At 66.7% G+C, this 23,521-nt stretch carries 24 protein-coding genes, 1 tRNA gene and 2 pseudogenes; 5 read left to right on the top strand and 22 right to left on the bottom strand.

Annotation, left to right across the window (positions count from 1 at the left end; genetic code table 11):
* The first annotated feature begins 3 nt into the window (after positions 1-3).
* The 5 genes from B384_RS0108295 (at position 4) to B384_RS21075 (ending at position 3,020) form a co-directional block, all read left to right on the top strand.
* Positions 4-1,110, top strand: coding sequence for a hypothetical protein (locus B384_RS0108295; RefSeq protein WP_019482650.1), 1,107 nt, complete (start codon positions 4-6; stop codon positions 1,108-1,110).
* A gap of 31 nt (positions 1,111-1,141) precedes the next feature.
* Complete coding sequence (gene rsfS / locus B384_RS0108290) at positions 1,142-1,543, top strand: ribosome silencing factor (protein WP_019482649.1); 402 nt, start codon at positions 1,142-1,144, stop codon at positions 1,541-1,543.
* Positions 1,540-2,220: a histidine phosphatase family protein gene (locus B384_RS0108285; RefSeq protein WP_019482648.1), complete on the top strand. Its 681-nt coding sequence runs from the start codon at positions 1,540-1,542 to the stop codon at positions 2,218-2,220. The genes rsfS and B384_RS0108285 overlap by 4 nt, the downstream gene beginning before the upstream one ends.
* A gap of 108 nt (positions 2,221-2,328) precedes the next feature.
* Positions 2,329-2,401 (top strand) — tRNA-Ala (locus tag B384_RS0108280).
* A gap of 88 nt (positions 2,402-2,489) precedes the next feature.
* The gene (locus B384_RS21075) at positions 2,490-3,020 is read left to right on the top strand and encodes a hypothetical protein (protein WP_237715267.1); all 531 of its coding nucleotides are present in this window, start codon (positions 2,490-2,492) and stop codon (positions 3,018-3,020) included.
* On the opposite strand, the pseudogene B384_RS21495 reads toward B384_RS21075, so the two are convergent.
* The 22 genes and pseudogenes from B384_RS21495 to B384_RS0108165 form a co-directional block, all read right to left on the bottom strand.
* Positions 3,009-4,091 (bottom strand): annotated as a pseudogene (locus B384_RS21495) (recombinase family protein); the annotation flags it as partial. The gene B384_RS21075 and the pseudogene B384_RS21495 overlap by 12 nt on opposite strands.
* Before the next feature lie 148 nt (positions 4,092-4,239).
* On the bottom strand, positions 4,240-4,437 hold the full coding sequence (locus B384_RS0108265; RefSeq protein ID WP_019482647.1) for a hypothetical protein: 198 nt from the start codon (positions 4,435-4,437) through the stop codon (positions 4,240-4,242).
* Positions 4,437-5,063 carry a hypothetical protein gene (locus tag B384_RS0108260; RefSeq protein ID WP_019482646.1) on the bottom strand — a complete coding sequence of 209 codons (627 nt, stop codon included), beginning with the start codon at positions 5,061-5,063 and terminating at the stop codon, positions 4,437-4,439. The genes B384_RS0108265 and B384_RS0108260 overlap by 1 nt, the downstream gene beginning before the upstream one ends.
* A gap of 18 nt (positions 5,064-5,081) precedes the next feature.
* Entirely contained in the window at positions 5,082-5,549 is a 468-nt protein-coding gene (locus B384_RS0108255) for a single-stranded DNA-binding protein (RefSeq protein ID WP_019482645.1), read from the bottom strand.
* Positions 5,550-5,633: 84 nt separating this feature from the next.
* Complete coding sequence (locus tag B384_RS0108250; protein ID WP_083850887.1) at positions 5,634-7,340, bottom strand: type IV secretory system conjugative DNA transfer family protein; 1,707 nt, start codon at positions 7,338-7,340, stop codon at positions 5,634-5,636.
* 74 nt (positions 7,341-7,414) lie between these two features.
* Positions 7,415-7,978: a hypothetical protein gene (locus tag B384_RS0108245; protein WP_019482643.1), complete on the bottom strand. Its 564-nt coding sequence runs from the start codon at positions 7,976-7,978 to the stop codon at positions 7,415-7,417.
* The gene (locus tag B384_RS0108240; RefSeq protein ID WP_019482642.1) at positions 7,975-9,459 is read right to left on the bottom strand and encodes an ATP-binding protein; all 1,485 of its coding nucleotides are present in this window, start codon (positions 9,457-9,459) and stop codon (positions 7,975-7,977) included. Before B384_RS0108240 ends, B384_RS0108245 begins: the two co-directional genes overlap by 4 nt.
* Positions 9,456-10,295, bottom strand: coding sequence for a hypothetical protein (locus B384_RS0108235; protein WP_019482641.1), 840 nt, complete (start codon positions 10,293-10,295; stop codon positions 9,456-9,458). The genes B384_RS0108240 and B384_RS0108235 overlap by 4 nt, the downstream gene beginning before the upstream one ends.
* Positions 10,296-10,384: 89 nt before the next feature.
* Positions 10,385-11,854, bottom strand: a complete 1,470-nt coding sequence (locus B384_RS0108230) for an SCO6880 family protein (RefSeq protein ID WP_019482640.1) — start codon at positions 11,852-11,854, stop codon at positions 10,385-10,387.
* 7 nt (positions 11,855-11,861) lie between these two features.
* Positions 11,862-13,418 (bottom strand): conjugal transfer protein TrbL, encoded by a 1,557-nt coding sequence (locus B384_RS0108225; protein WP_035766772.1) that lies wholly within the window; start codon positions 13,416-13,418, stop codon positions 11,862-11,864.
* A 40-nt stretch (positions 13,419-13,458) separates the two neighbouring features.
* On the bottom strand, positions 13,459-13,731 hold the full coding sequence (locus tag B384_RS0108220; protein WP_050994907.1) for a DUF6112 family protein: 273 nt from the start codon (positions 13,729-13,731) through the stop codon (positions 13,459-13,461).
* A gap of 160 nt (positions 13,732-13,891) precedes the next feature.
* Positions 13,892-14,158 (bottom strand): DUF6112 family protein, encoded by a 267-nt coding sequence (locus B384_RS0108215; protein WP_019482637.1) that lies wholly within the window; start codon positions 14,156-14,158, stop codon positions 13,892-13,894.
* Between the two features lie 5 nt (positions 14,159-14,163).
* Positions 14,164-15,819, bottom strand: a complete 1,656-nt coding sequence (locus tag B384_RS0108210; RefSeq protein ID WP_019482636.1) for a M23 family metallopeptidase — start codon at positions 15,817-15,819, stop codon at positions 14,164-14,166.
* Between the two features lie 20 nt (positions 15,820-15,839).
* Complete coding sequence (locus tag B384_RS0108205; RefSeq protein WP_019482635.1) at positions 15,840-16,535, bottom strand: hypothetical protein; 696 nt, start codon at positions 16,533-16,535, stop codon at positions 15,840-15,842.
* Between the two features lie 41 nt (positions 16,536-16,576).
* Entirely contained in the window at positions 16,577-17,584 is a 1,008-nt protein-coding gene (locus tag B384_RS0108200; protein WP_019482634.1) for a ParB N-terminal domain-containing protein, read from the bottom strand.
* Positions 17,581-18,479 (bottom strand): annotated as a pseudogene (locus B384_RS18305) (hypothetical protein). Before B384_RS18305 ends, B384_RS0108200 begins: the two are co-directional and overlap by 4 nt.
* A gap of 96 nt (positions 18,480-18,575) precedes the next feature.
* Positions 18,576-18,974 (bottom strand): hypothetical protein, encoded by a 399-nt coding sequence (locus B384_RS0108190; RefSeq protein WP_019482631.1) that lies wholly within the window; start codon positions 18,972-18,974, stop codon positions 18,576-18,578.
* On the bottom strand, positions 18,971-19,720 hold the full coding sequence (locus B384_RS0108185) for a DUF2637 domain-containing protein (RefSeq protein ID WP_019482630.1): 750 nt from the start codon (positions 19,718-19,720) through the stop codon (positions 18,971-18,973). Before B384_RS0108185 ends, B384_RS0108190 begins: the two co-directional genes overlap by 4 nt.
* Positions 19,720-20,568, bottom strand: coding sequence for a bifunctional DNA primase/polymerase (locus B384_RS18300; RefSeq protein WP_443110856.1), 849 nt, complete (start codon positions 20,566-20,568; stop codon positions 19,720-19,722). Before B384_RS18300 ends, B384_RS0108185 begins: the two co-directional genes overlap by 1 nt.
* A gap of 87 nt (positions 20,569-20,655) precedes the next feature.
* Positions 20,656-21,783, bottom strand: a complete 1,128-nt coding sequence (locus B384_RS20795; RefSeq protein WP_019482628.1) for an ArdC-like ssDNA-binding domain-containing protein — start codon at positions 21,781-21,783, stop codon at positions 20,656-20,658.
* A gap of 150 nt (positions 21,784-21,933) precedes the next feature.
* Complete coding sequence (locus tag B384_RS19665) at positions 21,934-22,536, bottom strand: hypothetical protein (RefSeq protein WP_337459694.1); 603 nt, start codon at positions 22,534-22,536, stop codon at positions 21,934-21,936.
* A gap of 53 nt (positions 22,537-22,589) precedes the next feature.
* Positions 22,590-23,521, bottom strand: a 932-nt coding sequence (locus B384_RS0108165; protein WP_019482627.1) for a hypothetical protein, incomplete at its 5' end; no start/stop codon positions are given.

Raw genomic sequence — 23,521 nt, 5'->3', positions numbered from 1 at the left:
GCAATGAGTAACGGCAACGAATCCGCACAGAGCCGGAAGTCACTTCGGCATACCCGCGGGACTAACGCCGACGGGCAGCCAGCCGAACTGGAAACTGGTTCGCAGTCTTCCACCGAACCGCAAGCCACCGGACAGCGCCCCCCTGAACGGGCTACTCCTGAACTGCCCCACTCCGAACCGGTCATTTCTGAGCGGCGCAGCCGTCGCGCCGCTGACGCTCCCGTCGATGCGACGCCAACCCACCCGGGTGAGCGGGTTTCGCAGACCCGCGCACGCGACCGGGAAGCGCTGAGGGCCTATCGAGCCCTGGCGGAGCAGCGCCCCCAGGCTGAGGCTGCGCCCGAGCCGTCACGGCGCCAGCGCCGCGTCCAGCAGCTTGGCACCTCCACCCCGGGCACGCAAGCACTGCCGCCAGCGGCCGCCGAGCCAGCGCCCGAGGTGGACCGCCCGGTTGCCGGTCTGGGGCCGGTGCGCGAGGGCGGCAGGCGGGACCGTCGTCGTCGGATGGATGGACCGGCCGACCAGCCCGAGGGTACTGCTGCCAAGCCGACCGGGCAGACAGCCAAGCCAGTGGATAAGCCGAACGCTGTGCCAGTTCACCAGATGAGTGTTCAGCAGGCGCTGGCCGCGCGGGAAACCATCGTGCAGCAGGCCCAGGAGCAGGTTGCGCAGATGGTGGCTGCCCGCGACGATGATCCGTTCACTGTCGACCTGGAAATCCTTGCGCAGCAGAAAGCCCTTGCCGAACGTGCCGCCGTACTCAACAGCCGCGCCCAGAAGATGCAGCAACTCGCGCAGGCGAACGAGCAGCGGAAGCCGAGCGCCAACGACCCCACCACGGCGCACAACCTCTCGATCGTGTCGCCCAAGGAATTCATCCGGGTTCCCGGGGTGCCCCGTGAGGTTTCCGCAGCGGGGCCAACGGCCCCCGCCTCGGACGCGGTCGTTCCCATTGGGGCGCGCACCGCTCACGGGCTTGAACCACTCGATGCCATGACGGCGGGGCTGGCGCGCGTCAAGCGCCTGCAGCTATTGCAATATTCCATTGTCAGTCTGGGCGCTTTGGCGCTGGTCACCGGAATCATGATGATTTCAGGTGTCTTCAATTGAACAAGACGGCTGACCACACCCAAGGAGATAAGTGAGCGCTAACGAAACGTCCATCGCGATTGCCCGGGCTGCTGCACATGCAGCGTCGGAGAAAATCGGTCAGGACATTGTTGCTATTGATGTCAGCGAACGGCTGGCAATTACCGACGTCTTTCTGGTTGCCTCGGCATCCAGCGAACGGCAGGTCAACTCGATCGTCGATGGTATCGAGGAGGAACTGTCCAAGCAGGGGCTGAAGCCTGTTCGCCGTGAAGGGCGCAGCGAGGGCCGATGGGTACTGCTGGATTACCTCGACGTCGTCATCCACGTCCAGCATGAGGAGGACCGTGTCTTCTACGCACTGGAGCGCCTGTGGGGAGACTGCCCGGTCATCGATCTGCAGCTCGACACCACGCCGCCGGCTTCGGCTGACGCCGCTTCCGCTGCCGAGTGAGGTTCGCCGCCACTGAATCGGCTGGCGCTCGGAGGATCATTTTTTGGCGGCACGGGCGGACTGATTGGAATGCAAGGGGCCTGTTTCAAGGTCAGGAGGACATTCCGCTCGACGAGTTGGGCAAGCAGCAGGCCCGTGAGGCTGCCGCCGAGCTGGCTCATCTGGCGCCCACCCGTCTGGTGTCCTCAGACCTGGGTCGGGCCGCCGATACCGCGGCTGAGCTGGCCTCCCTCACCGGGCTTTCAGTTGAACTGGACCCGCGGGTTCGCGAAACCTTCGCCGGTCAGTGGCAGGGGTTGGCGTTTGCCGAGATCGCGTCGCGGTTTCCTGCCGACCAGACGGCTTGGCGATCCGGTGAACCTGCGGTGCGTGCCGGTGGAGGAGAGAGCCGGGTCGACGTCGGGCAGCGGATGGCCGCAGGTACGCTCGACGCCGTCTCCAGCCTCACCGCCGGGCAGACGCTGGTGGTTGCGAGCCACGGGGGTTCGATCCGGGCCGGTCTCGCCGCGCTAATGGGTCTGCCTCCCGAATTGTGGTCTTCGCTCTCGGGCGTTTCGAACTGCCACTGGTCAATGCTGGAGGAACTCGATCAGGGTCCCACTGGCATCAGCCGGTGGCAGTTGACCGAGCACAATGTGGGCCTGTCCTCGATGCCTTCCACCCCATTGGAAGGCTAATAGCGGGCTGAAAGTGGCGTGGATGCCGCCGATTTTGCAGGGGGCGGATTGTTGACTAAACTAAACAAGTTGCTTCGGCCAGTTCGGCGGGGGTGACACCAAGGAATTGGGGCTATGGCGCAGCTGGTAGCGCACCTGCATGGCATGCAGGGGGTCAGGGGTTCGAATCCCCTTAGCTCCACGTAAGTAGAGAAATTCGAAACCTGCCCCGTCTGATGGCGGGGCAGGTTTGTGTCCCGGTCCGGTTGGGTCGTCTCGCCCCTGTGCTCTTGAGCGAGGACAGCGGCCGCCGGTTCGGCCGGCACGAACGTGACGTGTTCGTCCTCGTCGACGATGATCCGCTTGAACAGCGCGCGGTTGAGGATGCGGCGTTCAGTAGGTTCGCACTTGCTGTAGAGGTCTCCGAGGTCGGTGAGGACACCGACAATCTGATCGAGCCCCTCATGAGCGTTGTGGTATGTGTTCGCGAGACTATCGAGCCGGCTGGTGATCGCGTGCAGGCTGGTACGGATGCGGCCCTGTTCGGTCTTAAGCAGGTCGAGCGGGATGGCGTCGGCGTAGTGGGCTTGGACGAGCTTGAGGCGTTCGGCATCGAGCTTTTCGCGCTGTGCAGTAAGTACGACGCGTTCGTCGTCGCTGGAGGTTTCGAGCTGGGCGAACACCTGGTGCAGGAGTTGGCTGATGCGTTGCGCTTCCTCGTCGGTGAGACCGTTGATGCCGTAGCCGCGTTCGATGCGGTTCTCGATCCGTTCGGCGAGGATCGCCGAGCGAGTGCAGCCGTTCTTCTTGCGTCGCCCTGAGCAGGTGAAGTACTCGTAGCGATCACCTTGCTTGTCACGGGGCCGTTCGATCATGAGCTTGGCGCCGCACGAGCAGTACACAGTTCCCTTGAGGTAGTGGTCGTACTTCTGAGGCCGATCGCCCACGGCATTCTTCGCATCGAGTTGGGTCTGGACGCGCAGCCACGTGTCCGAGTCGACCAGAGGAGTATGGGCGCCGTCGTAAGTGACGCCACGGAAGGTCACGGTGCCCTGGTAGTAGGGATTGGTCAGTACCTTGTGCAACCCCGTGGTGGTGACCGGTCTTGCCGGCTGTGAGGGTGTGGGGCGGGTCGCTAGGCCACGGGTCTTCAACTCACGTGCGAGGGAGGACAGGGACCAGTCGCCGGTGGCGTAGGCGGTGAACGCGAACCGGATCAGCTCGGCGCGGTCCGGGTCCAGTTCGATCTCTCGGGCTTCTCGGCCCTTGGCATCGGTGGTGCGCACGTTCAGGTAGCCCACCGGTGCCTTGGTCGGCGTGCCGCCGATTGAAGCCTTCTGCGTCATCCCCTTGACGACTTCCTGGGCCAGGTTGAGGGAGTAGAACTCCGCCATGGAGGCGAGGATGCCGTGCATGAGCATACCTGAGGGCGACTCGTCGATGTTCTCCGTGACCGAGACCAGAGTGATGTTTGCCTCGCGCAACGTGGCATGGATGATGGCGTCGTCGAGCCGGTTGCGAGCGAGCCGGTCGATTTTGTTGATGATGCACAACTGCACCGGGTTTGCGGCGATGTAGTTAAGCATCTCCTGCAACGCCCGCCTGCGGGTGGTCTTGGCAGACTCGCCGGGCTCGATGAACTCCTTGACGATGACCGCACCGAGCTGTTCGGCTTTGCGCTGGGCGGCTTCACGCTGAGCGGGGATGGACAGACCTTCTTCGAGGCCGTTGCGTGTGGCCTGGTCCTTGGTAGAGACCCGCAGATAGGAGACGGCGGGCACAGGTCCGTCCGGCCGTTCCTCCCTGACTGCGGCCGTCTGTTGGCGTTTGTCGGCAGCGAGGGTGCGGAGCGTTGCGAGGTCGATGCCGGAAGGAAGATAGGTGGGAGTCATCGGGTGACCGCCTTTCAGGTGCCCAACTGTCAGTTGGGTGTCTGGGGCGCTGGATGGCGGTCACATCAGGAATCGAAAAGGACACCCCTCAATGAGGGGCTTAGGATCAGTGCCAGCGACGCCGTGATCGTCGTGTTGACATCTGATTCTACCGCCTGGCTGTGAGCAGTTGTCGGAGGTGCTTGCCTGCTTGGGCGGCGGTGTCGTCTTCGGAGGCGCGCAGTGCGAGCCGGATGAGGACTTCGGCAACCTTCTCAGCGTCGATCTCCTCGCGTCGGTCGAAACGAACCCGGACCGGCCGGTCTGCGCCGGAGCGTTCGCTCTTGGGCGAGTAGGAGCGCACCATCAGCGCTCGCCTCGCTCACGTTGGTCACCGGGACGGTGGTCGAAGAGTTCACCGGTGGATTCGTTGATCGTGACGAAGAACGCATCTTCCGCGGCTTGCCGCTCTCGGACCTGCTCGCGGACGAAGTCCACGAACTCTGAATCCCGGTCGGCGATCACGTCGTCCTCCACCGGTGGTGCAGGCTCTTCGCCAGGCCAGGCAGTTTGCCGGGTCGGGCGGTCACGGTCGAGTCGGGTGCCGGAGGCGGCGACCCAGTCACGCAGCCGCGCCCTGGCGTCGGCGAAGTCGCGGTGCCAGCCGATGGGCGCGGAGCCGTTCTGGTCGGGATCGTAAGCGCATAGCCAGTGCAGATGCAGTGCGGAGAGTTCCCAGACAAGTTCGGAATGGTGGTGCCAAAACGGAGGGATCACGGCGGCGGGGAGCCCGTAGGTGTGGCGCAGCCAGTCGACCCACCGGTTCAGCTCCAGCCACTCTTGCTCCAGGTCGTGGGCGGAGAGCAGATTCCAGTTCACCGGATGCGGCGGCCCGCCCACCGACTCATTTGTCATCTCAGCGCCGAAGTCGTCGTCCAAGTCCTCATCGAGGTCGCTCTCGTCGGGCTCCGGGGGCGCCATATCGTCACTCATGATGCTGCTCCTCCCGGTTCAGCGGCCCAGCACCGAAGCATCGGCAGCCGGCCGGGATTGAGGCGGGTCGAACACTCGGTTGTGCTCGCGGGTCGCGCTCTCGCGCTCGGCGGCAACACCGGTCCGGCGGGGGACGCGGTCCACCTCGTAGCGCGTCCGGGCCGTATCGTGGCCGATCTTCTTGGCCACGAACTCCTCGCCCTCGATCTCTTGCTCGTCGCGGGTGTAAGCGTACTCGTGTGCGTAGCCTTCGGCCACGAAGTTGTCGCCTTTGGTGAAGCGCTCGTAGGCGCGTTCGGCGGTGGCCCGGTACAGCACGAGATTGCTGAAGCTCGGCTCCAGCTTCGTGAACGCCCCGTCTTCTTCGCGACGGTAGTTCTCCTGCCCGAACCGGGCATAGAACCGAGCGTCACCGGTCTCCGTGGTCGTGAGCTGCGGATCGGTGGCGATAAACCCCGAGATGGACTGCTGCGTGTGTATAGCCATCGGACCTTCTCCTGACGATGAGTCGCGACCACCAGGACGTGGTCGCTGTGTCAGTCAGGTGCACGGCCCTTACCCATGCAGGGCTCACGACTGCGCAGGGTGGCGGAGCAGTGCTTCGATCTCGTCTCGGTCGATCTTCAACCTGGCGGCGTCCGGCCGGGTAGGCCAGGCACGTAGGTCGGTGACGATCGGTGGTGCGGAGCGCAGGAGCGTGATCCCGGTGCCGAACGGCAGGGTTCTGATCCGGTCGGGTGGAAGAATCGCGACACGGCGCACTGAGCGCTGATTGGAGCGGGTGCCGTGGTCTCCGAGGGTGACGGAGTCGGTGTACTCGTCGCGCTCGCCGATCAGCGTGGAGAGGTCTTGGAGGTCCCGGCTGTTGGAGGCGCCGCCGAGGATGATCTTGACGATGGAGGCGTCCCAGATCGCGCCGGCCGCGTTGTCGTTCCACTTGTCGCGCGCTTGGGCCAACGATTGGAGGACGGGCAGGGTGGTGATGCCGGTGCCACCGCCTTCGGCCATCAAGGTCGGTAGCGATGGCAACGGTGCGAGGTTGCCGATTTCGTCGAGGGCAAGCAGCAGGGGCGGATCGAGCCTTGCGCCGGGTGAGCGGGCAGCGAGCTTCCGGGCAGTTTCGACGAGGTCCTCCACGAACGCGGCCACCAGGGCGGCGGATGCGCCGGCGCCGGCGCCCGTGGCCAGCAGGTAGAGGGTGCCGCGGTCGCGGATGAAGGTCTCGGGGTCGAAGCCCTCACCCGGCCCGGGCGACACCTCATTGAGCACGCGGGGGTCGGCAAGGGCACCGAGGGCCAGGGCGACGCCCTGCCAGATGCTGTCGCGTGTCTTCGGATCGGCGTCGATCATTGCCCCGAGCGATTCCGCCCACCCGGTCGCGGCCATAGGCGAGTTGGTGAGGATCGCGACGGCTTCGGCAGCCGCAGACGGGTCGAGTGTCCATCGGAACAGTTCAGCCGGTGACCGGTAGTCGAGGGCAGCGGCATGTAGAAGGGCTTGAAGTGCGGTGCGGGTCTTACCTTCCCAGAACCCGCCCGAATCGACGCCGCCGGCGGACAATCCAGTGGCAGCGGCAAGGCCGGTGGCGCGGATCATCGCCGTCAGCGGGTCCTCGCACCCGCGGACCGGCGACCAGCGGAGTCCGCCGGGGATGCCTACGGCGAGGTGCTGGGGGTCGAACACCGCCACCGGGCCGAGGCGCTCTCGGGCGCGCAGGGTCGCGGTGAGGTTGTCCGGGCGTGTGCTGGTGGTGACGACGGCGCCGGGGGCGTCGAGGATGGCGTTGATGACGACCTGGAGGCCTTTGCCGGATCGGGGTGGTCCGATGAGCAGGATCGAGTCCTCCACGCTGGCCCACACGTCCCGTCCCTTGGAGGTGCCGATCCGGTATCCGACGTCCGCAGGAGCGGGATTGTTCAGCGACGGACGCAGCGTCCGGGCACGGTGCAGTAGCGCCTTGGCGGAGGCGCTCTGGTTTACCTCGTAGGCGGTGGCGGTGCCGGCAAGGCGCCGCGGATCCGTCTCGAACTTGCGGGAGTGGCGACGCAGCCGCATCCATACCCATGTCCCTGCCGTCGCGAGGCCGGTGAGCAGGATCGCTGTGACAATCCAGTACGTCACCGCGTTGAGGCCGGCGGCGTCGAGCGCTGTAGCGGGATCGCCAGGGTTGAACAGTACCCTCAGCCCGGAGGCGGGGCCGGCGGCAGGTTGGGGCGTGCCGGTGAGAAACGCGGCCACTGATCCCGCCGCGCGCAGGATCAGTGCGGCACCGAACATCGCCACTAGTCCGACGAGGGCGGCGTTGGTCAGCTCGTCGCCGAACGAACCACCTTGGCGCTGCTGGGACGCGTTCACGGCAGCCGCCGAACATGGACGGCGCCCGAGATGCGCCCGAGCAGCACCACCTCGCCGCAGCCGTCGCGCAGAAGTGAAGCGTGTTGGGTCTTGTCGAGGAGGGTATGGGCATGACCAGTACCGGCGGCGTCGGTGTGGGAGACAATGACCGCGACGGCGATGTTCTCATCGGACGCGAACCCGTCAGCGGTGACCTCGATCAACTGCGGTGCGCGCGTTCTCGTGGCGTGATTACCGCATTGCTTCTCCAGTTCGGCTGCTGAGGGTGGTTCACGAGTGGTGCGTCTGCCGGGTCGGATGATGTCGGTGAACACGCTCCCGTCAGTCTCACGGATCTCTATGCGCACCGCGGATGTCCGGTCCTTGGTGATGGCATTCAGCAGGATTCCGAAGGCGTTCCGCGTCCATATGTGTTCGTCGGCTGGCGGTGGGAAGGGGTTCCCGTCGACCGTGACCTTCAGAACGCCCGGCTCAGTGACGGTGATGATCACGTGCGGCAGTACGACCGGCGTCTGTTCGGATTCCTGCCAGGTCGAACGTCGTGGGGGTTTGCGGTTCATCGCTTTACCCCTGAGATGAGCCTGGAGCTGGTGTCGAACAATTCCAGTTCAGCGGGATGCAGCTGGTGTTGGGTTACGAAGGCCCTGTCTTTGATACGCCAGAGCCCCTGCCCGACACCTAACGAGGGGAGAAGTTTCTGTTCGGTGCCGGTGAGCCCGAGAGCAATAGCGGTGGGGCCGAGCTGATCGGGCTCTTGCCGGTATACGATCCGGGTCTCGGCGTTGGCGAGCAGGCTGCTGGCGAGGGATCGCATGGCGGAGCCGGCGTCGCCGACGTTGTCGAGGTCGGAGAGCTTGTGGAAGATCAGCATGTTCGCGATCCCGTAATGCCTGGCCAGCCGCCAATGTGCGTCCATCCGTCGCAGCAGTGCCGGGTGGGACATGAGCCGCCACGCCTCGTCATAGATCACCCACCGCTGCCCACCGTTGGGGTCCAATAAGGCGGACTCCATCCACGCCGACGAGCACGTCATCAGCACTGAGATCAACGTGCTGTTCTCGGTGACACGGGACAGGTCCAGGGAGATCATCGGCAGGGACGGGTCGAACGCCACCGTGGATGGTCCGTCGAACAGCCCGGCGAGGTCGCCGGCGACCAGGCGGCGCAGGGCGTGGCCGACGAGCCGGCCGTCTTCGGCCAACCGGTCGTCGGCGTCCGCGCTGGGGGTGAGGACGCGATCGACTACCATCGGCAGGATCGGCACGGTGTTTTCCCGCACAGTCTCGCTCAGTGCCAGGTCGATCGCGGTGTGCTCCAATGGCGTCAGATCCCGAGCGAGGACGGTCTCGGTCAGCGACCCGATCAGGTCGCGGCGGCGGGCCGCGACCGTGATGGCCCACTGCTCATTTGAGAGCCCGGAGGGCCGGTGGCCCTCGTCAAGTGGGTTCAGTCGCGTGTTGAGCCCATGGCCGAGGACGATCGCCTGACCACCGACAGCCTCGGCGACCGCGGTGTGCTCGCCCTTCGGATCACCGGGAATATAGACCCGCCGCCCGAACGGCAACGATCGCGTGTAGAGCGACTTCGCCAGGCTGGACTTGCCAGAGCCGACGATCCCGGCCAGGACAACGTTCGGGGCCGTGATGACGCCACGGGCGTAGAGCACCCACGGGTCGTACACGAAGCTGCCGCCAGAGTAAAGGTCTTGGCCGACGAACACCCCGTCGGAGCCGAGACCGCCTTCGGCGATGAACGGATACGCCCCTGCCAACGTCGCCGACGTGTCCTGATGCCTCGGCAGGCGGGACCGGCCGGGGGTGCGTAGCGCGGCCGGGCCGGGTTCACCCGCGGCAGACAGAAAGGTGGTGGCGCGCCGTTCGCTCCGCCGGGCCTCCGCTTCCGCTTTCGCGGCTGTCTGCTCGGCGCGATGCTGTTCAGTCTGGAGCCGGACGGCAGCCTGCCGGCGCTGCTTGCGCAGCCAGCGCCGGTCGGAGGCCAGGGCGACCAGGACAGAGGTGTGCAGCCGCTCGTGTTCGCTCACAGTGACAGTCCCCGGGACTGCTTCACCCCGGCAAAGCCGGGTTGCTCGAACCACGAAGGATCAGGCGCACGCCGTACACGCGGAGCGGCCGTCTCTTCTTCGTTCGGCACGGGAACATCGTGTCCGACACTCGTCTCACGTGCGGTTGCGGTGCCGGGTTCGGGAAGCGCGTCTTCGGTGAGCACAGTGTGCTGACGAAGCAGGCTCACGTGCCCCATCGCCGCGTTCGAGGTGAGGGTGTAGCCGTCCGCGGTCACGGACCGGTCGAGCGCGCCGCTCGGTGGCTCGTCGTAGACGTACCCATTCTCCAACGCTGCGACGGTGGTCTCGTACCCGTAGTCGAAACCCTTCAAGTGCTCGATCGCGGCGGCTGCTCCATCACGGTCGATCAGATCGAGCACCTCATCGGCATCCTCACCTTGGAGGAACACCACAGAGACCCACCGTCGCGTGGCAGTCTTCGTTAGTGGCTCTTGGTCGAGAGCGGGATCGGGGTGCCAGGCGATCCTGCCCGCATGACCGAACGCTGTATCGAGCCGGTCGTGCACCTGATCCAGCAGTGTGCCGGCCTGGTGCAGCTCGTCCGAAGCGGCGAGGGCACGGTCCGCCCCGCTGGGATGGTCGCCATGGTCGTCGTGGGCACGGCCGCGGTGGGCCAGGTGAGCATTCGCGAGCTGGTCGAGCACCTGCCGAAGCGACCGTACCCCGGAGGTCAGGTCACTGAGCACGGCGTACGTGTCGGCGGGGTTGTCGAAAGCGAGGCTGGCGTGGGCGAGACCGCGCAGCGCTTCGGATGCCTCGGCGGCATCGGCGAGTGGGTTGTGGAACGTGGGCATGAACGGCCTCCCGTGAACTCAGGCGAATCCCCGGATTCGGGGTCACGGGTCAGGTGCGCGCACCTGACACAACTTGCCCAGCGGATTTGTCAAATGCGGCGGCAGAGCGGGAGCGCTGCGGCGGTGAACGCGGCGGCCTGCTGGCCGACGAGTAGCCGGGTCTCGCATGAGGCTTGGATCGCGGCCTGTTCGATGGCGGCGACGGCGGCCTCCAGCTCGTCGATTGTCGGGGCGGAGACGCTGATGAGGCCGGTATAGCGCAGCACGCCGTGGCCGGCGGTCAGGTCGGCTTCCTGCTGGAGGACGTCGTGGTACTCGGCGGTGAGGGCGGCATCTTCGATTTGGCCGATCTTCGCTCGCTGGGTGGCGTTGCTGATGTGCTCGACCTTCTTCTTGCGGATGTCCCTGGCCGCCTGGTCGGATCGCATCGGCGTGCAGAGCAGCGAGAAGCTCCGCTGGATGCCGGTGGAGAGCAGCACCGGGGACAGGAAGCCGGGGTAGACCATCGAGCGGGGCCATTCCGAGATCCACAGCACCGCATGATGTGCCGAGTCGGTGCGTAGTCTCGTCCATGATTCGTTCACGGCGACAGGCCCGGCGGTGGCAAGGCTCTGGCCCAGCTCACCGTGTCGCTGCAGCGTCGCAGCGATCGCCGGGTCGTACGCACCACGAAGGATGACGGCGATCTGTCCAGGGGTGAGCCACCCCGAGGGGGTCAGGTCGGCTGATCGCAGGGCGGCGACCATCGTGCTCATTTCTTGGCGGAGTACGGCTGCGGTGCCGCGGATACCGCCGCCTGCGGTCCTGATCTGCCGGGCGGCGGTCCTCATGTCCAGCGACAGAGACAGCGTGGTTGCGTGGCGTTCGCCGGCGGGGCCGGCGCGGTCGATGAGTTCGGCGTAGGTGGTCGCCGCCCAGCTGTCATCGGCGGTGCCGTGGGAGGCCCACCATTCGGCGAGTCCGGTGCCGGAGTCCGGCAGGGTGCGCTCCAGCACCTGGAGGGTGGCGATGCGGCCCGAGCGGCAGAGGGTCGCTAGGACGCGGCCCCAGGAGATGACGCGGCGTTCCTGCTCGCCCGGATCGAGGAGGACGAATGCCGCATGCGACACCTCGCACACGACCGTTAGGGTCTGCTGGTGGGGGTCGTGGATCATCCCGGCGCCGCTCTGGGGGTCGGTGTACTCCCGCAGCCGGGCCATGTCACCGGGAAGTGCGAGGGTGCCGACCGGACGCGGTGTCACCACCCGCCGCCGGTACAGAAGCTGCCCGCCGGTGGACCGCCAGAGCCACCAGAACGCGACCGGCAGCCACTCGATGGCCGGACGTCCCGTGATGGGTATCCACGTCAGTGCGACCGCGAGCACCCAGACGGGCGCGGTGTAGGCCAAAAGGATGCCACCACCGCCGTAGAGGGCGCCGACGACTGAGAGCACGCCGATCGTCAACGTGATCAGCTGTGCCAGCGACAGTCCTAACAGCACGCCCCGACGGGTGAGCCGGGAGAACTTCACCGGCACCAGCTCCGACGAGGCCGGGCGCTCGTTCTTCGTCTTAGTCACGGCCTCTTCACTCCTTCCCGGTGGGCTTCGGTACCGGCGGCAGTGGTTGCTTCGGCGGACGCGGCGTTGGCTTCATTGGAGTCGGTGTCTGCTTCGGCGGGGCCGATTCAGGCGTAAATGGAGCCGCTTGCGGTGCTTGCGGTGCCGGTGTGGGCCGACCCGCTGATGGAGCTTTTGGCCCCGGTATGGACGGTGGCGGTGCTGCTTGCGCCGGTTGCGGTGGCGTGCTGCCGGTCTGAGCGGCCGAGTTTGCTGCGGTCTCACCGTGGCCGCCGAGGGCTTTACCGGCTATGGGTCCAGCGCTCGCGGCATCCTTGGCGACCTTCCCGGCAACAACTGCCGCTGCTGCGGGACCAGCCGCCGCTGTACCAACTCCTGCTCCGCCGCTCGCGCCAGCTCCCGCGCCGGCACTTGACCCAGCTCCTGCGGACCCGTCCGCGGCGGCGTTGCCTCCGCCTGCTCCGGCGGTTCCGTCCGGGGCCTGGACTCTGGGGTTCCTCGGCTGGAGTGGGCTCTGCCCACCGGCACCATCGCCCTTGGCACCCCCACCGTGGCCCCCGCCACCGTTGCTCGCACTGCCGCTGCCGCTGCCTCCGTCGAGGACCTTCTTCGGCTCGCCGCTGCTTTGCGGCTTGGTCGGTGACGGGACGGGCCGGTTGAGCGCATTTTTCGCGTCCTGCTCGGACCCGATCGCGTGGTACATGTCGAATCCCACGAACGAGAGGAACTTGTACGTCAGGTACGGCGCGAAGGCAGCCATCGCCATGAGTACGATCCCGGCGATCGGATCGCTGACCGATGACAAGTCCCCGTCAATCGGCGCCGACACCTGGGTGATGGCGACGAGGAACATGACGACGAGGACGAGCTTGGAGCAGATCAGCGCGATGACGAACATCGCCCACTTGCTGATCCACCCACGCGTGGCATCCCACGATGCACCGGAGAAGGCCAGCGGCGCGAGCACGATGGCGACCAGCAACAGGGCTTTGCGGACGAGGAGAGAGAACCAGACGATGGCGGCTGCACTGATCGCGAGCCCGGCGAGGAAGATCGTGATAATCGCCCCGACACCGGGTGCGGCGATGTTGATCCCGACCAGGCCGGCCGCGAGCAGGGTGATCTTGTCGCCCATGGATTCGGTGGTCTCGCCGGCGGCCTGGATGATCCCGATGCAGAGCTGGTCGACGATTTCCAACAGCAATGCGGTCAGCGTGATGACCACGAACGACCCGAGGACCGACTTCGCCAAACCGAGTGCGGCGCGAGACAGTGTAGTGGGGTCACGTCGGATCAGTCCGGTGATGAGTTGGAGGAAGAAGAACAGCAGCATCACGAAAACCGCGATGCCGAACAGGATGTTGTAGACCGCCACGTACTCCTCGCGGGTGACATCGACCAGCGTGGTCGTGTCGAATACCGCCCAGACGGCCTCGAACAGCCATCCCGCTGCTGCTCCCATCGCTTGGGCGAGCCAGTCGAACGGCGCCGCCACCAAACTGGCGGCGGCTTCGCCGGCAGTGTCGCACACGGACGAGATGATGGGGACGTCGCACACAGCCACCACAGATCACTCCCTCTTACTCGGGTGTTGGTGGGCGGGGTCAGACCTGCTGGCCGACGTTCCAGAAGAAGTTGATCAGCGTCACACTGGCACCGCAGATGACCGCGGCACCGCAGCTCACGAGGACGCCGACCTTCCCTCTGCCGGCCAGGTGCGGGTTGGAGGAGTTGGCGCCGAAGCCCCATACGATCGCGCTGATGATCAGCGCGAGGACGGACAGGATCAGGCCGATGGTCATGATCGCCCCGACGATGGTGCGCAGTTGGGTGATGCCGGGTAGGCCGTCGCTGTTGGGGTTGATGTCGATCTGCATCGGCAACGCGGGACCGTACAGGCTGGCGGCTTCGATGGCGAGGGTCAGGGTGTTCACGGCGGAGTGCTCCTTTACTGGCGAGGCGGGTGGTTCTCGCAGTTCAGGTGCACCGCCCACCCCAGACACCGCCGGTGGCAGAGGTTCGATGGGCGAGCAGGGTTCAGAGTTGCTGGCCGAGGTCGATGAGCCAGTTCATCCACGCGACCCCGCCGCCGGCGAGGACCGCAGCACCCAAGGCGGTCCATGCGCCGATACGCGCTTTGGTTGCAGCAGCGTGGTTTCCGTTGCTGGTGGCGATGGCCCAGATGATGGCGCACACGATCAGCATCAGCACGGCAATAATGAGCGCGAAGGTCAGCAGTGCGCCGATCACCTCGCGCAGATCGCCGATTCCGCTGAGGCCCTCGAAGTCGGGGAACACGTCCATGCCGCTCAGATCCTGGACCGGACGGTGACGTGGAGGTGGTCGTAGTGGCCTCCGGTCACGTCGCTGGGGTCGTGCATGCCGCCGCCGTCGTAGTCCCGCCAGCCTTCGTCGTCGCGGGCGAGGGTCCAGATTTTGCCTTGCCAGATCAGGTACTCCACGCCGAGGGTCTCGGCGTGGTCCTTCATCCAGTTGGTGGCCTCCCACCCGGCTTCGAGCTGCGACGGGGTGGGGTGCTGGCCGATGGCGTTGCCGAATGTGAGGTCACAGGCCCGGCCGAGGGGGTGCTCGGATACGGTGCCGGGCCGCGGTGAATAGCAGGCCCAGGAGGTGTCGGGGAAGGTGGCGATGCCGCGGGCGTAGAGGTGCAGAAGGCGGGCGGTGATCTGCCCGTCGCTCGTGGGGTCATCCACCATCCGGTCCGGGTCGCCGTCGAGCGGGTCTGGGACGCGACCGGGAACACTGGTGTCGGGGTCGCAGCCGGCCGGTGTTGCGGTCGCTGGTTCGAGGAGGTCGGCGGCGTCGTGGCTGGTGAGCCAGGCGGCGGGGTCGGTGTGCTCGCCGCTGGTGCCACCGGTGCGGGCCTCGAAGTGCAGATGCGGCCCCGTCGAGTAGCCGGAGGAGCCGACGTCGCCGATGTGCTGCCCGGCGGTCACCTGGTCGCCGGTGGTGACATGGATGCCGTGTTCCCACATGTGCCCATACCCGGTCGCGACGGCCTGCCCGGCGATGGTGTGCTCTATGACGATGAGCCCGCCATAGCCGCCGGAGTACTCGGCGACGGTAACGATGCCGTCCGCGGCCGCGAGGATCGGGGTGCCGTCCGGTGCGGCGAAGTCCGTGCCGGTGTGGAAGGCGTCTTCTCCGGTGATCGGATGCACCCTCGGTCCGTACTCGCTGGTGTGCACCCAGGTGTCCTCCGGGAGGGGGAACACGACGCGTGAGGACTCGGCCGCGACGGTCTGCACGGCAGGGACCGCGGTGCCGCCGGTCGAGATGCCCCCAGCGACGGTTGTGGTGGTTGCGGTGAGGGTGGTCAAGATGGTCTCGGCGACGGGCTCGTAATTCCGGTAGCGGTCCGGGTAGGCGGAGACTTCGACGGCTTGGGCGGCTTCGCCCTTGTCCATCTGCTCCCAGCCGGGGATGTCCAAGAGCCCTCGCGGTGAGGGATAGTTGGGGCCTTTTGGTCCGCCGAAGAACGCCCGCGCCTGGTAGACGGGGTCCATGAGGTCGGCGACCGTGCCCCAGCCGGACTGCGGGCGCATCTGGAACAGGCCGAGGCTGTCGTTGTCGGAGCCGTCGCCGTCGTTGGGGTAGCCCACCGATTCGGGGTAGGCGCTGGTGTTGGACAGCATCCGGAGGGTGGATTCGGTCAGCGCGGCCATGAGCGCAATCACCAGCCCGTCACGGGTGATGCCGTCGATGCTCGTGCCGGTCTCGATGATCGTCGCCGCATGCGTGAGCTGGGTGTTGTTCAACGTGAAGGTCTCACCGTTCGGTGTTGTGACGGTGAGTTCTCCAGGGACGTCGCCAACTGTGAGGTTGGTGCCCGCGGCGGTGCAGGAGGCGGTGGCGGCGGGGTTCATCACCACCCCAACACCGACCAGTACGAGCGACGGCGCCAGGAACGCCAGCGCGAGGGCGGCGATGGTGAGCTTCTTCATCACGAGTAATCACCTCGCGCCTAACTGAGTGGGTTATCGAGTTGGGACAACCGGAGCAGGTGGCAGGTGTCGTAGGTCGGGGCGCAGACGATGAACACGGTGAAGGCCACCGGATGCTCGGAGGTGACGTCTTCGCCGTTCCAGATGCCGGTGCGGTGGCGGGTGCCCTTGATCGTGTACGCGATGGTGCCCTCGGCGAGCTGCCCGGGCTGTGCCTGATCCACGGCCGTGTCCCAGACATCGGGCACGAACATCTCGTCGATGGTCAGGTGCTGGGCGGTGGCGTAGTGACGCAGTTCCGTCCAGGCTTCCCGGTTGGGCAGGTAGGTCGCGATGTCGGAAGCGACACCGGCCTGCTCAGCACCCGAGGGGTCGCCGACGGCGAGGATCACGCTCGTGTAGTCCAGGGGCATGAACCCCGAGGCGGTGTCCCAGGCGAACAACGCGGTCGCGATGTTGCGGGCGAAGGTCTCCGGATCGTCCGAGGCGCGTACGGTCGGCAGGCGCTGCGTCGCAGTAGGCACCGGATGGCTCGGTGATGTGAGGACCAGCCCAGGCGGCCGGCTCCCGTCGCTGCCGCTCTCGTTCGTGGTGGGTGGTCCGGTGATGAGGCCGTAGACGCCGATGCCGGCCAGCACGAGGACCGTCACCAGTACGGCGAGCACGGCGATCAGACGGTGTCGGGAACGAGGCTCGGGGAGGTCGGGAATCTTCATGCCCGGTAGGTGCACCACAGCGCCCGTGGCTAAGTCGAAGGTCAGAGCGCGCGCAGATGCCCCCGCGCCGGGACGGATTCAGTGTTGTTGTGTCTGTCCCGGGCGGCGCGCAGCTCCTCGGCGAACCGGCTCGTGCCCTCAGCGGCCGCAAGGAAGGATTCGATTTGCTGGTCGGTCAGTTCGGCGGCGAGCTGGTCGATGTCGTAGTGCGTCCACCAGTCGGCCAGTTCAGTCCAGGTCAGCACGAACGCCCGCACCGGATACCGCACCGGTTCACCACCATCGTCGGCTACTGGCTTGGAGCGGGGGGTGCGCTTCTTCGCTTTCTTGGCACGAACGAGCGCCTCGGCGGCAAGTTGATGCAGATTGGCCTCGCGCTCCTCCGGGGCCGTGGTGACAGCGGCGCGCACCGCTTCATAGATCGGGTGCACCGGGGCACCACCGTCGATGCGCTTCAGTTCAGCGCTCACCTGCTCACGCAAGTCGGCGGGCTGGCCGGGGTCGTCAGCGATCTTCTGGAGGTGGCCGATCTTCTCCAGCGTGGTGTGGGACGCACCGCCGGGAATCATCGCCGCCGCCTGCTCACGGCTCCTCCCGGGTGCGCCGCTTGACGGTGGTGCAAAATGTGCACCACCGTCGCCTCCCGGCTGATTCTCGGTGCTGAACCGTGCCGAAGCCTGCCGGCGGGCGGCGTCCTCGGTCATGAGCGCTTTCAGTTCCCGGTACAGGGCAGCCGCCTCGGTCTGGGTCAGCGGCTTGTGCAACACGTTTTCGTCCTGCTCAGCGAGGAGATGTCCGAGTCGATCGGAGATGCCCGAGCGGACCCACACGTTGACGGTTTTCCAGCCGAGCTGCTTGATCGCCGCCAACCGGCGCGCACCACAGACGAGCACACCATCTGGGGTGATGGTAACGGGTTGCAGGAGGCCGCCGCGGTCGATGGAGGTGGCGAGTTCATGGATGTCACCCAGCTCGGCACGGTGCCGCCGCCCCACCATGATCGAGGCGACCGTGCGCTCTAGTTCGATGTGTCCCGATGGCGCGCTCACGACTGGGCACCTCCGCGATGCCCACTGCTCTGTGCTGCGAGAGAGACAGCGAGGATGAGATCGTCGTCGCGCAGCAGCACCGGCAGGGTCTCGCCGATCAGCAGCCGCAGCAGCACACCCCGCCCGGTCGCGGTAGCGGTGTAAGGGGGGTGGGGGTTGCCAAGCAGTGTCTTCAGCAAGGTGGTCCAGGAGCGGCCGGGGATGTCGAGGAGTGCGCGGGCGTGCTTGTCCCGCCGCAGCGCTTCATAGGTACCCTGACGGGTGCCGATCCTCGCCAGCGCCCCGCACACATGCTCAACCGCAGCCCGTGCCGTGGCCGGTGGCCAGTCCAGCAGCATGAACAAGGTGATCGCGTCCTCGACCGCAGATGACGCCGACGTGCACGCCCGCGCCGNGCCGCCGAGCCGTCTCCGTCGTCACCGTCGTGGGTGGTCTGGGTGTGATCGGTGACATGGAACGCCGGGTGGTAATCCGTCAGTGGATTGTCGCGATCCGCGAAGCGTTCGGGATCATGAAACGCCGATACATGCGGACGTCTGGCCTGATGGACTGAACAGAGCAGGCCTTGGGCGCGTTCTTCGAAGACGCAGGTGATCCGCACCGCATGCGTGACCACCGCCCACGGATCGACGGCCTCTCGTGCCGCTTTGGTGCGCATCACATCGAACGCCGCACTAGCGCTCTCCCATGGGTCCAGACCGTGTTTGCGCGCCAACGGTGCGTACTTTTCCGCGGTGAAGGTCATCAGTTTTGCCGCGGTAGGGTCGCGCCCCCATGCGCCCGGCCCGGCGGCGTGGAGTCGGTGCAGCAAAGCGCGTAGACCCTCGCTGGTCGTGAAGTCACCGCCCGGCTCGGGCGTCTTGTCGGTGGTGACGGTGTGCGTGTGCTCGGTCATGGTCAGGGCACCTCCTGACAAGCAGGTGCGCACGCCGTCCCCACAGGCGACGTTCTCGCTCGGTGCCTCGGTGGTGCTCATGGTCGGCTGCCCTGCTCAGCTCATCCCGACTCCAGGCCTCAATGAAGCGGCCTGGAGCTTCTGGCTGCGGCCGAAGGCCGACAGCGGCGGCAGCCGGCGCGTCCGATCCCCGAGACCCCGCAGGCGCGTGGCCGTGGTGGTGCGGGTGCGGCGGACTAGTTCGACCTCGAAGTCGATACCTCGACCGGCCAGCTCTGCGCCGTGGCGGGTGAGCAGGTCCGTAGGCCGCACCCACTCCACACCCCGTACACGCCGGCCCGCGCCCGGAATCGGTGTTTCGTCGTTGTTACTGCGGAGGCGGGAGGTGTTCGCGGCCTGGACCGCTTCCGGTGCCTCGACCTTTTCGACGGACTCCGTGGCGATGCGGCTTGTGTCCGGCTCGGGCTCATGCTGCGGGTCGTGATTGGGGTTCATGAGTTTTTCGCCTCCTCGGCATCGGTGCGTTCGGTGTTGTCGGAGAGGTGGGCGCTGGCGAACCACCGGCCCACCGTCGATGCATGGACACCGAGTTCGCGGGCGATCCGAGTGTTCGACCACCCCCGGTCACGCAGCTCGCGTGCGTGCGCTCGTCGACTCGTACTCGCGGCGACAGTGTGAGGGCGCGGAGCCGCGTCGATTGCCGGTGAGGCTTCTACTGAGGCGCCGGCATTCGGCGGAGTCGCCAGCGCGCTGGTACGTGACTCCGCGGGTCCAGCGGAGAGTTCTGCCAGCTGCTCGGCAGATCTCAGGCCGTCGGTGGCGGGGAGCGGTCGGGTGAGGATGACCGTCAGGTGGGTGATCGCCAGCAGCACCACCGGAGGCACCGCCGCCACACTGGCGGCCAGCACGTCGGGGACATCGGCATCGGCGGCGACGACGGCATGGATCGCGTTCGCGGTAACCGACACCGCGGCGCCACCGATCAGCAACGCCCACGGATACCAGGTCGACCGGTGGCCGGCGAGAGCGACGACAGCGACGGTGGCGACCACGATGATCCCGTCGACGATCAGCGGCCACGCCCACGCCTGCCTCCCACCGACCCCGGACCGCGCGGCCAGATCAGCCAACGCGGTGAAACTGAGCCAGAAGGCTCCGGCAGCGATGAAAACCGTTCCGGCAACGGCGGTGATCACGGCCCAGCGCCGGCCCGCGTGTCGGTTGCGGACGTGCGCCGTCATCACAGTCCCCGAACCCTCAACGGCGACTGGCGTGTGGTGTCTCGGGCGAACCCGCCATCGGTAGCCAGCGGCGAGGAGCCCTGCACCGACGACGACGACGATTCCCGCCGGCGGGGGAGCGTAGTGCGGTAGGCCGAGCGGACGGTCGCCGTGATTTCCCGCTCACCCAATCCCGCTTCCGAAGCCGCCGCCGACAGCACATCCAAGGTCTCCGAGACCGGAGAGCCGTTCTCGGCGAGGCGACACGCGGCCCAAAACAGGCCACGATTGCGTTCGCCCTCACCACGGGCGGCGACCCACCCCGCCAACCGCGACAGATCCGCCTCCCGCGCCACATCCTGGCTCGCCGGGCGACGAGGTGCCGGACGGGGGTCGAGGAAGTCCCGCAACCGGTCCGCATCCAGGCTTGTGGCGGGGCCAGTGCTGATCGTGTACACCTCATACCGAATCTCGGTGCCGTTGATGAATCGGCGCGACGGCGGGGCGATGATGTAGCCGCCGTCCCCGCGGAAGTCGATCCCGGCACGCGCCGCCTGCCAGGACCGTTGATCCGCCTCCAGGATGGCCGGGAAGTAGGCGTGCATCCCGCCCGACGGGGACCGCACCAAGAACTCCCACCCGTGCACAAGTCCGGCCCCGCCCGCGCGAGCAAATGCCTCGTAACCATTGACCGGGCCGTGCACGTCGACGTCGACGACCACGACACCCGAGGCGGCACCGGTGGGCAGGCCGATGTTCGCCGTCGGCGTTTGCCTCCACCACGCGTCCACCTGGCCGGGATCAGTTGTCGCATCGAGCAATCCATGCTCGGCGATGGGGCGCTTCCCGCCCGGCACGCACGGAAACACCGGGACGTCGGCTGNNCGCGGCAGCCGACAGTGACAAGGACTTGTTCATCCGCAACAGAGCGGCAGCGAAACCACCGTGCGTGAACATCACAGCCCCCGCACCGAACCCGGCGACACGGCCGCGGGCTCCGGTTTCGGAAGCGGCTCCACCCGCCGACGCGTCACTGGCCGTGCAGGCGCCGACCGCTCGTGCGTGACCTGTTCTCGGGCCGGCTGGCCGCGATGTGATGGTTCACGGTCAAGACCCGGCGGCGTCCCGTCACTGATCTGGGCGCTGTGGAGCTGGTCCAGGATCGTTGAGGCGGTCTTGCGGACGCGCTCGCCGGTGGCTTTGACGATCTCGACCGGTTCCTTGCCATGCACTCTGGCCGCCCACGTCGAGACGTACGGGATGGTGTAGCCGCTGGTGTCCATGTCGTGGGCGGCGCCGATCATGAGCGCGACCGATTCGGCCTCAACCTCCCCGATACCGCGGTGCTGGCGAGCGTCTTCGGCGTCGGGGCCGTGCATCAGAACGTGGCCGAGTTCGTGGGCGAGGGTCTTGACCTGCGCGGCGGGGTCCATGTTCTCGCGGACCGCGACCGTCTTCGCGGTGTAGTCGGTCATCCCGTTGGCGCCGTGGATCATCCCCTCGTGGGGCACCCGCAGCACCGCGAACCCGCGCTCCTCAACCAGCGCGGCCAGGCCATCCCAGAGTCCTGCTGGTGCTTCGCCTTCCAGCAGTTTCGGTGCCGGCGGCTCCGGGATCGGATCGCCGGTGGTCTGGGAGGCGTCCCAGACGTAGGCCGGCCGGACCGCGAACATCTTCGACCGCACCACCTCGCCGGGCCGCGGTTTCTCGCCCTTGCCGAGCCGCCGCCAGGACTCGGCATCCGTCGGGTTCGACGACGCGAAGCGGCCGGTGACCGGGGGGAAGATCATGTACCCCGGCTGACCTTTCTGCACCTGCCGACCCAGGCCCTGCCACTGCCGATACCCGGCCACATGCGACGGCACCGGCTCCGGAACACGACCAGCGTCGTAGCCCGCCCCATGCTGCGCCCAGATCAGCAGCGTGTTTGAGAATGATCTGGCTCTGAACCGTGCTGCGAAGGTGAGCGCGCGGCGCCAATCATCGCCGGAGACGAGCTGTTCGACAGCACCGGTCAGGCGCTCGTGCAGCTCGTCGAGCTTCGCTTCTCGTGCGGCCTGGTCTTGCTCCCGTGTCCTGACCATCGCCCGGTCTCCTCCCGCTACCCTGAGCACCGGGCCGATCGGGCTCGGTGACCATCAGGTGCGCCGGGAATACCAGCAAGCGTGAGACGGACAACGGATGGGCGATGTGACTGTCCGGCGCGGTGGTGAACCCGACGTATCCCCACCGGGTTACCAGCCCACAAACCGCCCTGGTGCGGTGTCGGGCGATGATGCGGATGTGCGTATCACCGAAACGGACATGTGTATCGTAGTCTCAGGCTGGCGCCTGATTCCGGCTGAGCTGCCGATAACGGGTCGGGGTAACCCCGACCGCCTGGCGGAACATCCGGGCGGCATGGCCCCGACTGTGCCAGCCGACCTGACGCATTGCTGCCTCGACGGGCAGATCGCCATATCTTCGGTGCCGGGCCTGCCGACATCCAGGATCTGGGCAGGCTCGGTGTAGCGGGCATCCATGAAATCCTGAGCTTCAAGCCGATCGGCGAGCATCGGTGCGTGTTGCCAGTACACCTGATCAACGAGGTAAATTCTATCCAGATACAGCGTTGTGGCGGTGATGGTCTCCTCCGGTTCGTTGCCATATAAGGTGTGTGCCGCCAGGATGACCACATTGCCCGGACGCACCGTTCTCTCGCCGAACTCGCTATACAGCAGGGCGGACCCCGCCCGAATGAAAATGATTTTGACGCAGTCAAACGCGACAGGTCCGACAGGATGACGAACGATCATCGTCCGGGCAACGATCGGTGAGAACCTGTTTCTGCTATCCACCCAACGCCCCCTTGTTTGAATCCTCGACTGCTATCGATGGCAGCACCGGCCAGTTATACCGGCAGCGGTTCCTTCTGGACGGTGCTGCAGGTGGATCCGGCACAGGGGCAGCGGCTTAGTGCGGCGTGGATGGCTGTTTCGGCGCTGCCTGGGGCTTCCGGCAGGCGGGTGAGGAGAATCAGGGCGGCTGTCCCGGCCGCCGCGCTCGTTAGGGTCAGGATGGGTGCGTATCCGAACGGTTCCTGCAGTAGCCCGATACCTGTGTATCCGACGGCGCCGAGTCCTGAAGCGACGCCGAGGATTCTCGCGAAGGCTGGGCCGACTGAGGTCTCGCCGGCTTTTTTGGCTGAGGTCACCAGCAGCGGAAGTGTTCCGGCGAGCCCAGCACCTGCAATGGCCATCGCCGCGGGGGTCCATGCCAGTGGTACATATGGCATGGCCAGGGAAGCAAGCACTCCTGCGCCCGCGGCGGAGAGCATGACGGTTCGAAGCTTCACCCGGCGCACCCACAGTGCAAGGAGTATCCCGCCGACGGCCGCCGACGCGCTGTAGGCTGCAACGGAGTAACCAAGCAGGGCATGGGTCGCGCCCAGATCCGCGGCCAGGATCAGTGGGGCGCTTGCCATGACTGTAACGCCGGTCAATGACAGGAGCGCCGCCGCGGCTACCGGCATCACCATGGATGGGTTGTCCGCTGATCCCGATGGAGTAGGATATTTGTGCTCGTGCGGTGCTGCGCTGCGCACGGTGCGGGAGAATAGAAGGCCGACGGCGACGGCCAGCAGCGGCACGGTGAACGGCACGGCGGCCGCTCCGGCCAGGGAAGTCACACTGCCGAGGACTGCCACCGGTACCAGCGCGGCCCCGGCCATTCCCACGGCGGAGAACACGGCCACCGGCAGTGACTCCTGCCCGGCTGGCGCTGATCGTGCCACCAGTGCTCCGGCCGCGGGATGAAACATTGCCGATCCCAGGCCGCCAGCCG

The sequence above is a fragment of the Arthrobacter sp. TB 23 genome (genome assembly GCF_000294595.1).
Lineage (GTDB): Bacteria > Actinomycetota > Actinomycetes > Actinomycetales > Micrococcaceae > Arthrobacter_D.
The sequence above is the reverse complement of the archived record's forward strand: the minus strand, read 5'-3'. Positions and strand labels throughout refer to the sequence as shown.